General features: G+C 66.8%; 10 protein-coding genes and 1 riboswitch. Of the genes, 5 read left to right on the top strand and 5 right to left on the bottom strand.

Going from position 1 to position 11,953, the window contains the following annotated elements; all coding sequences use genetic code 11:
* The coding region (locus tag DYI24_RS11740; RefSeq protein ID WP_164572406.1) for an FAD-dependent oxidoreductase at positions 1-544 on the bottom strand (544 nt) is incomplete at its 3' end.
* 348 nt (positions 545-892) lie between these two features.
* On the opposite strand from DYI24_RS11740, the gene DYI24_RS11735 reads away from it, so the two are divergent.
* On the top strand, positions 893-1,774 hold the full coding sequence (locus DYI24_RS11735; RefSeq protein ID WP_164572405.1) for a YiiX/YebB-like N1pC/P60 family cysteine hydrolase: 882 nt from the start codon (positions 893-895) through the stop codon (positions 1,772-1,774).
* A gap of 3 nt (positions 1,775-1,777) precedes the next feature.
* Here DYI24_RS11735 and DYI24_RS11730 read toward each other — a convergent pair whose 3' ends face one another.
* Entirely contained in the window at positions 1,778-2,350 is a 573-nt protein-coding gene (locus DYI24_RS11730; protein ID WP_164572404.1) for a thermonuclease family protein, read from the bottom strand.
* Between the two features lie 86 nt (positions 2,351-2,436).
* Positions 2,437-2,655, bottom strand: coding sequence for a DUF1674 domain-containing protein (locus DYI24_RS11725; protein ID WP_107346360.1), 219 nt, complete (start codon positions 2,653-2,655; stop codon positions 2,437-2,439).
* Between the two features lie 152 nt (positions 2,656-2,807).
* Here DYI24_RS11725 and DYI24_RS11720 point away from each other — a divergent pair, with 152 nt between their 5' ends.
* The 3 genes from DYI24_RS11720 (at position 2,808) to purH (ending at position 8,021) form a co-directional block, all read left to right on the top strand.
* Entirely contained in the window at positions 2,808-4,160 is a 1,353-nt protein-coding gene (locus DYI24_RS11720; RefSeq protein ID WP_164572403.1) for an RsmB/NOP family class I SAM-dependent RNA methyltransferase, read from the top strand.
* A gap of 298 nt (positions 4,161-4,458) precedes the next feature.
* The gene (locus tag DYI24_RS11715; protein WP_107342307.1) at positions 4,459-6,213 is read left to right on the top strand and encodes a heparinase II/III family protein; all 1,755 of its coding nucleotides are present in this window, start codon (positions 4,459-4,461) and stop codon (positions 6,211-6,213) included.
* A 111-nt stretch (positions 6,214-6,324) separates the two neighbouring features.
* A riboswitch (ZMP/ZTP riboswitch) is annotated at positions 6,325-6,406 on the top strand.
* A gap of 25 nt (positions 6,407-6,431) precedes the next feature.
* Positions 6,432-8,021, top strand: coding sequence for a bifunctional phosphoribosylaminoimidazolecarboxamide formyltransferase/IMP cyclohydrolase (gene purH / locus DYI24_RS11710; protein ID WP_164572402.1), 1,590 nt, complete (start codon positions 6,432-6,434; stop codon positions 8,019-8,021).
* Between the two features lie 258 nt (positions 8,022-8,279).
* Here purH and DYI24_RS11705 read toward each other — a convergent pair whose 3' ends face one another.
* Positions 8,280-9,368, bottom strand: coding sequence for a 3-deoxy-7-phosphoheptulonate synthase (locus tag DYI24_RS11705; protein WP_164572401.1), 1,089 nt, complete (start codon positions 9,366-9,368; stop codon positions 8,280-8,282).
* A 215-nt stretch (positions 9,369-9,583) separates the two neighbouring features.
* On the bottom strand, positions 9,584-10,981 hold the full coding sequence (locus DYI24_RS11700) for an MFS transporter (RefSeq protein WP_164572400.1): 1,398 nt from the start codon (positions 10,979-10,981) through the stop codon (positions 9,584-9,586).
* A gap of 105 nt (positions 10,982-11,086) precedes the next feature.
* Here DYI24_RS11700 and DYI24_RS11695 point away from each other — a divergent pair.
* The coding region (locus DYI24_RS11695) for a gamma-glutamyltransferase (RefSeq protein WP_205523481.1) at positions 11,087-11,953 on the top strand (867 nt) is incomplete at its 3' end.

Raw genomic sequence — 11,953 nt, 5'->3', positions numbered from 1 at the left:
TTGCAGGGCCCAGCACATATTCGATCGTCGCCGCCCAATCGCCGAGATCGTTCGGCAGCGCGGCTGCACAGGAGATGTCGGACTTGCCGCGAGAGGCGTCGCCGATGGCGCGGGTGGCACGGACGTAGGCCGCGAGAAAATCCTCGGTCTCGCGCGAACGGGCGTTGCGGCGTCCAATCCTGACCTTCTGGCCGGGAGCGACCGGCGTCACCGCAAAGCCGGAGCTGCGCGCCAGCCGGACCAGCGGGTTGCTGTCGGGGTTGTGCAGCCAGCGCGCGCCGCGGTCGAACGGCGCTGCGAAGCTGGTGGTATCGGTGACGCAGCGGCCGCCGATCTCCGAGGCGGCCTCGACCACGATCACCTTGCGGCCGGCCGCCACGATCCGCCGCGCCGCCGCGATTCCGGCGGCGCCGGCGCCGACCACCACCACCTCCGCCTCGCGCGGCAGAGCGGCGTTCGCCCGCCCGCCCAACACGGGCAGCAACGCAAGGCCGGCAGTGGCGCCGAGCAGGCCCTCGAGCAGGCTGCGTCGCGAAATCGTCATGGCATGGTTTCCGAAAGCTTGGAGGCGGCCGGGGCGATCGACCGACGCGGCCAATGGCGGCCGGCGCGGCGACTATCCGGTGGGGCGACGGCACGGCGTCCCGCGATTGTGACCAATGTGTTGAACTCCGTCGCGTTTTGCGTCGTCCGCCGACCGTTTCGGCGGTGCCGCACTGCCCGACCGACCCCGTCAACTTGCCGGAATCGCCTCCGGCCGGCAACCGTTCGTGGTGAACGATGCGTAACTGCGCGAGGAACCAGATGAACTAAACTGCAACGGCTTTGCTCGACGATCGTCTACGAACGCGATGTGACGATGTCGCAGCAATGATCCCGCAGGAGCGCAGCAATGGGTGTGGTGCTCGAGACCATCGGCAAGTTGATCGCCAGCTACTTGCAGAAGGAAGAGCCCGGCTACGAGCCGTTCACCCCGAGCGATCCCGACCATCTGCGTACCATCATGGAGCCCGGCGATGTCCTGCTGGTCGAGGGCAACAGCCGGATCGCCGGCATCATCAAGTATCTGACGCAATCGACCTGGTCGCACGCCGCCCTCTATGTCGGGCCGATCGATGGCGTGACCGAGCCGGACGGCGAGCCGCACGTGCTGGTCGAGGCCAATATCGGCGAAGGGGTGAGTTCGTCGCCGCTGTCGCGGCACCTTGCCTACCACACGCGGGTGTGTCGCCCCGTCGGCCTGTCTTATGAGGATCGCCACACGGTGTGTCGCTACGCGATCAATCGCATCGGCTTCGGCTACGACACCAAGAACATCATCGACCTGATGCGTTATCTGGTGCCGCTGCCGCTGCCGCAGCGCTGGCGCCGCCGCATGATTGCGCTCGGTTCGGGTGACCCGACCAAGATCATTTGTTCGGCGCTGATCGCTCAGGCGTTCGAGGCGGTGCGCTATCCGATCCTGCCGAAGATCACCAAGGCCGGCAGCCGTGCCGCACGTCGCGAGATCCTGCACATCCGGCACTCGTCGCTGTACATGCCGCGCGATTTCGACATCTCGCCGTATTTCGAGGTGGTGAAGCCGACCATCGTCAACGGCTTCGACTACACCGCGCTGCATTGGGCCGATAAGCCGAAGCCGGTCGAGAGTGACGGCCCGTTCGCGCCGCCGATCGATGCGACTGAAAGTGCGCCGTCGCTGGTGACGCAGACCGCCGAGGCCGATCCGGCCCTCGATCTCGCCGGACCGCCCAAGCTTGGCGCAGTCGCCTAAACCTTAGCGTCCGTCGCACCAGCCATCGCGATGTCCGCCGCCATAGGCGCGGGCATAGCCGCCGTCGAGCAGTGCGTTCGACACGCTGGCGGTGCGTTTGGTCGCAACATCCGCCACGACGCGGCCCTGGTATTTGTCGGGGCCGATGTTGTAGATCGCGACCTCGCCCTCGGCGAGCAGCCGGCGCAGCGCCTCGGCGGCGGCTTCGGCCATCCGCAATTCGCGGGCGCATTGCGCCTTCAGCTCCGGCGCGTCGATGCCGCGCAGTCGCACCCGCGTGCGCAGATCCGTGCCCGGCCACAGATGCACCCGCGCATCGAAGGTGTCGCCGTCGATGGTGTACAGCACGTCGACCGGATGCCGGGTGGCCGGATTGCCGGCGCGCCGCCACACCGTCTCGCTGTCGTTCTCGATCCCCTGCGAAGCCGGCGGCTGCAGCCACGGCAGGTGCCGCCAATGCCGTGCCGGCAGCATCGTGCCAGCCGCAACGCCGAGCACGAACACCCACGGCCACAGCCGGCTGCGCCAGGGCAGCCGCGAAATCCGGACCGGATTCGTTCTCGGATATGGGGACATATTCCTATGATAGCCCGAGTCGATAGATGGCGCAACAATTCCGCGCAATCACAGGTTGTGGTGAGCCTTTGCGCCTCGCCAAAGCCTCAGAAGTCCGACGCGATGCCTTTGACTTCCCAGTCGCCATAGCGGGTCGGCTCGGGACCCTTCGGACCCTGAACTTCCTTGGCGCGCGCTTCGGCGTGCTTGGCGGCTTCGACGCGGCGGGCTTCGGCTTCGGCGAGCGCGCGCTTGGCCGCTTCGGGGAGATCCTTGCGCGGCGGGGCGGCATCCGTCGGGGCGGATTTCGGATCGGGGTTTGTCATCGGCGGACGCCTTTCTTCATCGCGCGGGGCGCAGGCCATCACCGGCAGGTGCGACGGCGATTCTTACATTTGGCATATTCGAATGCCATCCACGGCAGACCAGCGCGCGGCCTCGCGCGGCGTCTCTCCTCCTGCTGTGATACCCTCAATCCATGCCTGCTCCAAGATTCGCCCAAGCTTCCGAGGTGCCCGGCCTCGCTGCGCGCCGCATTGCCGCGGACATTCTGGATGGGGTGCTGCAGAAGCGCCGTATGCTCGACGACCAGCTCGAAGGCCCGGCTGCGCATCCGGGTCTGAAGACGCTGTCGGATCGCGACCGCGCGCTGATGCGCCGGCTGGTGGCGACGATCCTGCGCCGGCTCGGAACGCTGGAAGGACTGCTCGCCAAGCTGCTCGATCGCGGCGTGCCGACCGATGCGCCGCGCGCCAAGAGCGCGCTGTTGATCGGCGCCGCGCAAATTCTCTGGATGGACGTGCCGGATCACGCCGCCGTCGATCTTTCGGTGCGGCTGGTGCAATCCGACCGTCGCGCCGCCAAATATGCCGGTCTCGTCAACGCCGTGCTGCGCCGTTGTGCGCGTGAGGGCCTGCCGCTGGTCGAGGAACTGGCGGCCGGCACGCCCGACGTGCCGCAATGGCTGCTGGCGCGCTGGAGCGCGCATTATGGCGCCGAGACCGCCCGTGCGATCGCGCAGGCGATCAGCCACGAACCCTCACTCGACCTCACGGTGAAATCCGACCCGGCGCATTGGGCAACCCGGCTGCATGGCGAAGTGCTGCCGACCGGCACCGTGCGCACGCTGTTGCAGGGCTCGGTGCGGATGCTGCCGGGTTTTGATGAAGGCCAGTGGTGGGTGCAGGACGCTGCGGCCGCGCTTCCGGCCCGGCTGTTCGGGGATATCGCCGGAAAGAGCGTCGCCGATCTTTGCGCGGCCCCCGGCGGCAAGACGGCGCAGCTCGCTGCTGCCGGTGCCCGGGTCACGGCGATCGACCGCTCGCCCGCGCGCGTGGCGCGGTTGCGCGAAAATCTGGCGCGGCTGTCGCTCGAGGTCGAAACCGGCGTCGCTGATGCGGCCGAATGGCGGGGCGATGCGACCGCCGAGTTCGACGCGGTGCTGATCGACGCGCCGTGCGCCTCGACCGGCACGATCCGGCGGCATCCCGACGTCGCCTGGCTGAAGCAGGAGAGTGACATCGGCGCGCTCGCTGCGGTTCAGAACCGGCTGTTGAAGAAGGCGGCGTCGCTGCTGCGACCCGGCGGTACGTTGGTATATTGCACCTGTTCGCTCGAGCCCGAGGAGGGCGAGCAGGCGATCGCCGCGCTGCTCGACGCCGAGCCGTCGATGCGGCGGCAGCCGATCGACCCGGCGGAAGTCGCCGGTCTCACCGAGATCGTCACGGCTCACGGCGCGCTGCGGACCCTGCCGTGTCATCTGCCGCACAGCGATCCGCGGCTCGCCGGGCTCGACGGCTTCTATGCCGCGCGGCTGGTGAAGTCGTTGTAATCCTTCGAGATTAGCCGCCTGTTGGACGTGGCGCAGCAGCGCCCGTCCACATTCGCCTATCGCCAGGGTGTGTGAACGCCAATTCCAGATTAAAAGGATTCGCAACGAATTTTCGTTAACTTGAGGTTGCTTTGGTCCAGAACAATCTTTCGTCTCCGCTGCGCGCATGTCTGCAGAGCCGTTTCAGTCGAAGCTGTACCGGACTGGACGATTGTCCGACGTCTTGCGCGGACTGACGTCGGCCGTCCGCAGGGGGCAGCAACGTGATGCGTACCAACGACCCGGGGCTCTAGCGCAGGTGTCCGCCGCGCCCCGCAGAGGAATTTCGACGCTGATCGTGGGCCGCTTCGCGCGGACCGTGATGGCGCGCGCCTCCAGTGGTTCGGTGGCGGTGACCCGGCTGTGGCCTGGCCGCACCGATCGGCTGATCATTGCGCCTCACGATTTGCGCACCGCGGACGCGACCCGCGCCGCCGAAATCTATGCCGGCCGCTTCGTCTTCGCTGGCAAGATCGTCACCTGCCACGGCCGCTCGATCTTCGATCTCGAACCGCCTTCCGACGATTGGGAAGCCGCGCTGCTTGGATTCGGCTGGCTGCGCCATCTGCGCGCCGCCGACACGGCCATCACCCGGGCCAACGCCCGTTCGCTGGTCGACGACTGGCTCAGCAACATGTCGCGCACCGGCCCGGTCGGCCGGCGGCCGGATGTGTTGGCGCGACGGGTGATCTCGCTGTTGTCGCAGGCGCCGCTGGTGCTGTCCGACACCGACGGCAAGTTCTATCGCCGTTATTTGCGCGGCCTGACCCGCGAAATCCGCGCGCTGCGTTACGCGCTGCTCGATGTGCAGGATGGCGTGCCGCGGCTGCAGGTGCTGATCGCGCTGTGCTACGCGTCGCTGTGCCTCGCCAATCAGGCGCGTCAGATCCGCGGCGCCACTAAGAAGCTGTCGGACGAGCTGCAGCGCCAGATCCTCCCGGATGGCGGCCATATCTCGCGCAATCCGAGCGCGCTGATCGAATTGTTGATCGACCTGTTGCCGCTGCGCCAGACCTTTGCGGCCCGCAACATCGCGCCGCCGCCGGCGCTGCTGAACGCGATCGACCGGATGATGCCGATGCTGCGGTTCTTCCGCCATGGCGACGGCAATTTCGCGCTGTTCAACGGCATGAGCGCGACGCCATCGGATCTGCTGGCGACGCTGCTGGCCTATGACGACAGCCAGGGCACGCCGCTCGCCAGCATGCCGCATTCCGGCTACCAGCGGATCGATGCCGGCACCACGCTGGTGATCGTCGATGCCGGCACCCCGCCGCCCGCCAATGTCAGCCAGGAGGCGCACGCCGGCTGCCTGTCGTTCGAATTGTCGTCGGGGTCCTGCCGGATCGTGATCAACAGCGGCATGCCGACCACCAATCGCGAGAGCTGGCGCGGCTTTGCCCGCTCGACGGTGGCGCACTCCACCGTCACCTGCCACGACACATCGTCCTGCAGCTTCGTCGAGCGCTCGGCGATGAAGCGCTTCCTGCACGGCGCGCCGGTGGTCGGCGGTCCGCGTCAGGTCGAGAACCGCCGCGAAGAAGTTGCCGGCGGCGTGCTGCTGACGACGTCGCATGATGGGTACCGCGACAAATTCGGCGTGCTGCATCGGCGCGTCCTGATGGTGAAGCACGACGGCAGCCGGGTCGACGGCGAGGACAGCCTGTCGCCGGTGCAGGGTGGCCGGCACCGCGCCGCGCAGGCCGATTACGCCGTGCGCTTCCATTTGCACCCGCTGGTCAAGGCCAGCCGCCTGCACGATGCCCGCGGGGTGATGCTGGTGCTGCCCAATCGCGAGGTCTGGACCTTCGAGGCGGCCGACGACAAGGTCGATCTCGAAGAGACGGTGTTCCTGGCCGGCAACGACGGACCGCGGCGCTCGACCCAGATCGTGATCCGGCAGAATTCGATCGAGGCGCCGAACGTGCGCTGGAGCTTCGTCCGCTCGAATGCGTCGCCGCAGGCGACCAGCGCCCGCCGCGCCGCCCGCCACGAGCCCGAGCTGCCGCTCTGAGGCGTCGTCCCGGCGACGGGAATAGCGGTTCGCCAGCAAAACCCGACAAATCCGCAAGGCTGAACGACCTTGGTCGCCGTTGTGGCGGCAGGCGAAAACTGCTAACCAACGCCCGCCTCGCGCGACTGGCGACCTAGGATGGAGCACCATCGGGAAGCGCGGGACGTATCCGCCGCGCGCCTGGGCATATGTTTCCTTCCATCAGAGGATCTTGCCCCATGACTAAGCCGCGCCGCGTCACCCGTGCCCTTCTGTCCGTTTCCGATAAGACCGGTCTGATCGACTTCGCCAAGGCGCTCGTTGGCCACGGCGTCGAGCTGGTCTCGACCGGCGGCACCGCCAAGGCGATCGCAGCCGCCGGCCTGCCGGTGAAGGACGTCTCTGATCTGACCGGTTTCCCGGAGATGATGGACGGCCGGGTCAAGACGCTGCACCCCAAGGTGCATGGCGGCCTGCTGGCGATCCGCGACAATGCCGAGCACAACAAGGCGATGGCCGATCACGGCATCGCGCAGATCGATCTGCTCGTCGTCAATCTCTATCCGTTCGAAGCCACCGTCGATAAAGGCGCCGGCTACGAAGACTGCATCGAGAACATCGACATCGGTGGTCCGGCGATGATCCGCGCTGCGGCCAAGAACCACGACGATGTCGCCGTGGTGGTCGAGGCTAACGATTATCAGGCAGTGCTCGACGAACTGACCGCCAACAACGGCGCGACCACGCTGAATTTGCGCAAGCGCCTCGCCGCCAAGGCCTATGCGCGCACCGCGGCTTACGATGCGGCGATCTCCAACTGGTTCGCGCTGCAGCTCAAGACCGATGCTCCGGACTTCCGCGCGATCGGCGGCCGGCTGATCCAGTCGCTGCGCTACGGCGAAAACCCGCATCAGACCGCGGCGTTCTACGCCACTCCGGAGAAGCGTCCGGGCGTTGCCACCGCACGCCAGGTGCAGGGCAAGGAGCTGTCCTACAACAACATCAACGACACCGACGCCGCCTATGAATGCGTCGGCGAGTTTGACGCCAAGCGCACCGCGGCCTGCGTCATCGTCAAGCACGCCAACCCGTGCGGCGTCGCCGAAGGCGCGAGCCTGCTCGATGCCTATCGCAAGGCGCTGGCCTGCGATTCGGTGTCGGCGTTCGGCGGCATCGTGGCGCTCAACCGCACCCTCGATGCGGAGGCCGCGCGCGCCATCACCGAGATCTTCACCGAAGTGATCATCGCGCCCGATGCCACCGAGGAAGCGATCGCGATCGTCGCGGCGAAGAAGAATCTGCGGCTGCTGCTGGCGGGCGCGCTGCCCGATCCGCGCGCCAACGGCCTGACCTACAAGACCGTCGCCGGTGGCCTCTTGGTGCAGAGCCGCGACAACGCGGTGGTCGATGACATGGCGCTGAAGGTCGTCACCAAGCGGCAGCCGACCGAAGCCGAGCTGCGCGACTTGAAGTTCGCGTTCCGTGTCGGCAAGCACGTCAAGTCCAACACGATCATCTACGCCAAGGACCTCGCCACCGTCGGTATCGGCGCCGGTCAGATGAGCCGTGTGGACTCCGCCCGCATCGCCGCCCGCAAGGCGCAGGATGCGGCGGCCGAGCTGAAGCTGGCGGCGCCGATGACCAAGGGTTCGGTGGTCGCCTCGGATGCGTTCTTCCCGTTCGCCGACGGCATGCTGGCCTGCATCGAAGCCGGCGCCACCGCGGTGATCCAGCCCGGCGGCTCGGTCCGCGACGACGAAGTGATCAAGGCGGCGGACGACGCCGGCATCGCCATGGTGTTCACCGGCACCCGGCACTTCCGGCACTGAGGCGTTTCATAACTTGAGCTCTGAAGCGTGAGCAACAAGCACAGCCTCATGGTGAGGAGGCGCGAAGCGCCGTCTCGAACCATGCGCCGCTGGCAATACGTGGCCCCATCCTTCGAGACGCCCGGCTTCGCCGGGCTCCTCAGGATGAGGACTCAGTACACCTTGGATCGTATCGCTTCACTCAAGTCCTGCAGCGCCCTAACAACCGATGCGAAAAGCGGGGCAGCGATCTGAGGTCGCTGCCCCGCGCTTAGCTAATCAAGCCGCCGCACCTTCCTGCTGCGCCGTGCGCCGCGTCACTCGCCGGCTATCCACCGCTTCCGCCAGCTCGTGCAGCACTGTCTCGGTGGTTGCCCAGTCGATGCAGCCGTCGGTGATGCTCTGGCCGTATTGCAGCGGCCGACCGGGCACCACATCCTGCTGACCTGCCACCAGATTGCTCTCGATCATCACACCGATGATGCGGTTCTCGCCAGCCGCCAACTGACGTCCGACATCGGCCGTGACCTTCGGCTGGTTGTCCGGCTGCTTGCTGCTGTTGGCGTGGCTGGCGTCGATCATCAGTCGCGGCGCCAGGCCGATCTTGCCGAGCACCGCCGCGGCGGCTTCCACACTTGCGGCATCGTAGTTCGGCGTGACGCCGCCGCGCAGAATGACATGGCAGTCGCTGTTACCAGTGGTGGCCGCGATCGCATTGCGCCCGCCCTTGGTCACCGCCATGAAGTGATGCGGCTGCGCTGCGGACTTCACCGCCTCCGCGGCGATCCGGACGTTGCCGTCGGTGCCGTTCTTGAAGCCGATCGGGCAGGATAGCCCCGACGCGAGTTCGCGGTGGATCTGGCTCTCGGTGGTACGCGCGCCGATCGCCCCCCAGGCGACGAGATCCGCGATGTATTGCGGCGTGATCAGATCGAGGAATTCGGTGGCGGCGGGCAGGCCGAGATTGTTCACGGCCGACAGCACTTCACGCGCCAGCCGCAGTCCCTTGTCGATCCGGAAGCTGCCATCGAGATCCGGGTCGTTGATCAGGCCTTTCCAGCCCACCGTGGTGCGCGGCTTTTCGAAATACACCCGCATCACGATCTCGAGCCGGTCGGCCAGGGTCTCGCGCAGCGCCGCCAGACGGCTGGCATAGTCCATGGCCGCGGCCGGATCGTGAATCGAACAGGGACCCACTATCACGAGGAGCCGGTCGTCGGCTCCGGTCAGGATGGCGTGTATCGCGCTGCGGCTTGCCGCGACGGTGCGTGTCGCGGTCAGTGTGCGCGGAATCTCGCCCATCACTTCGGCGGGCGTACTCAGTTCGGTGATTTTCTGAAGGCGAAGGTCGTCTGTGGTGGTCAACACGGCAGTTTGCTCCTGTTCAGGAGACCTGCCGGCTTAAACAAAAAAGCCGCCAGGTCTGGCGGCTTGTCGGATCTCTATGCTGCAATCTTCAGATCGCGCGAAATCCTCCCGCCGCCAGCGAGCTGCTAAAATAAAAGTACCAGTACGAGGCGGTCAGGTGGATCATGCCGGCTCCTATAGACCAGGTCGGCGTGTTTGTCCACGCACCGGCGCGATCAGTCCGCCGAGCCCCGGACCTGGGTCAGCAGCGCCAATCCGGCGACGAAGAACAGCACCAGCACGGCCATGCCGGCCTTCTGGCTGCTCGCCAGCGCAGTGACGGTCGCGATCAGCAGCGGGCCGATGAACGAGGTGACTTTCCCGGTGAGGGCGAACAGGCCGAAATACTGGGCGATCCGGTCTCGTGGGGCGATCCTGATCAGCAGAGTGCGCGATGCCGCCTGCAGCGGGCCGCCGGCGATGCCGATCAGGCAGCCGAGCAGCAGGTAGGCGCGTTCGGCAGGTGATGCGAACAGCGCTGCGCCCGGTTGCGGCGGCGTTACTTCGATCAGCAAGACATGGCTGGGATCGACCAGCAGGATGCCGGCGATCGCGATCAGCAATAGAACCAGCGAGCTGGTGATCACCCGCTTGGACCCGAACGCGTCGTCGAGCCTGCCGCCGACGAATGCGCCGATGGTGGCGGCGATTGCCAGGATGATGCCGAAAGTGCCGATCTGGATTGTGCTCCAGCCGAAGGTGCCGGTGGCGTAGATGCCGCCGAACGCGAACAGCGACACCAGGCCGTCGGTGTAGATCATGTTGGCGAGCAGGAAGATCGCGAGCGAACGACGACGCGGCAGGTCGCGTAGCGTCTCGCGGAGTTCGCGCAGGCCCTCGCGGATCGCGGCGCGCGCTGCCAGCTTGGCGGGGAAGTCCGGCGTCAGCAGAAACATCGGCAGCACGAACACCACGAACCACACCGCTGTGAGTGGGCCGCTGATCCGATCGCCCTCGTGCAGCGCCGGGTCGAGTCCGAACCACGGCGCAAGGCCGAGCAGGGTTTTGCCGGTCTCCGGGCTGGCGGCCAGAAAGCCGAGCACCAGGACGAGCGACAGGATGCCGCCGACATAGCCGGTCGCCCAGCCGGTCCCTGACAGGCGGCCGATCTTCTCAGGCGGCACCAGGTTGGGCATCATCGCGTTGTTGAACACGGTGGCGAATTCAACACCGATGGTGGCGATCGCGTAGGCGATCAGCAGGGGCAGAATCGTATGTGGTTCGCCCGGCTTGCCGAACCACATCAGCATCGATCCGATCACCAGCATGGCGCCGAACAATGCGATCCAGGGCTTGCGGCGGCCGCTGGCATCCGCGATCGCGCCGAGCACCGGCGATGCCAAGGCGATGACGAAGCCGCTCGCCGCGGTGGCGAAGCCCCACAGCGATTGGCCGGTCGCCGGATCGGGCGCCACGTAGGTGGCGAAATAGGGCGCGAAGATAAAGGTGGTGATCAGCGTGAAGTACGGCTGCGCCGCCCAGTCGAACAGGATCCAGCCGACGACGGCGCCCTGCGACGGATAGCGGATCGGTTCACGAGTTTGCGCGATGCCTTCCGCAAGCGATGACGACATCTTGTTCCTTCCGCGGGCCGGACCGCGTTTTGCCTCGCGGCTTCGATTGCCTATAGGATTCGTCCGGCGCGTGGCAGCCTGCGCCGCAGAAATCGGAGCCGCTCGATGATCACACTGCGCGTCCCGCAACGCATTTTGATGACGCTGGCCGTGCTGGTGCTGGTGGTGAGCCCACTTGCCGCGCCGGCGCAGGATATGCGCAGCGGCATGGCGCGCGGGCCGGCCCAAGCGGTGATCGCCAAACACGGCATGGTAGTGGCGCAGGAACGGCTGGCTGCGGAAATCGGCGCCGGCTTTTTGTCCCGCGGCGGCAATGCGATCGATGCCGCAGTGGCGACCGGCTTCGCCATGGCAGTCACCTATCCGCGCGCCGGCAATCTCGGCGGCGGCGGGTTCATGGTGATCCATTCCGCGGCGAAGAATGAGGACGTGGCGATCGACTATCGCGAAACCGCGCCGCAGGCCGCCACCCAGGACATGTTCCTGACGGGCGGCAAACCCGACCCGGACAAATCGCGCAAATCCGCGCTCGGCATCGGCGTTCCCGGCACCGTGGCTGGGTTGGCGCTGGCTCTTGAGAAATACGGCTCCGGCAAGTTCAAGCTCGCGGACGTGATCGCGCCGGCGATCACGCTGGCCCGGGACGGCATCACCATCGCCGACGACACCGCCGATACGCTGCCGGATTGGCACGCCTGGCTGTCGCGCTGGCCCTCGACCCAGAAGGTGTTCGCGCGTCCCGATGGCTCGCCGCTGCAGGCCGGCGACAGGCTGGTGCAGCCCGATCTGGCCGCGACGCTGGAAGCCATCGCCAAGCAGGGACCGGACGGGTTCTATCGCGGCCCGGTTGCCGAGAAGTTGTCGCGCGGCATTCGGGAGGCCGGCGGGCTGATCACGCCGGAGGATCTCGCCGGCTATCAGCCGATGCTGCGCCCGCCGCTTCGTGGCAGTTATCGCGGCTACGATATCGTG

This window comes from Rhodopseudomonas sp. BR0C11, from assembly GCF_010820945.1.
Classification (GTDB): Bacteria; Pseudomonadota; Alphaproteobacteria; order Rhizobiales; family Xanthobacteraceae; genus Rhodopseudomonas; species Rhodopseudomonas palustris_H.
The sequence above is the reverse complement of the archived record's forward strand: the minus strand, read 5'-3'. Positions and strand labels throughout refer to the sequence as shown.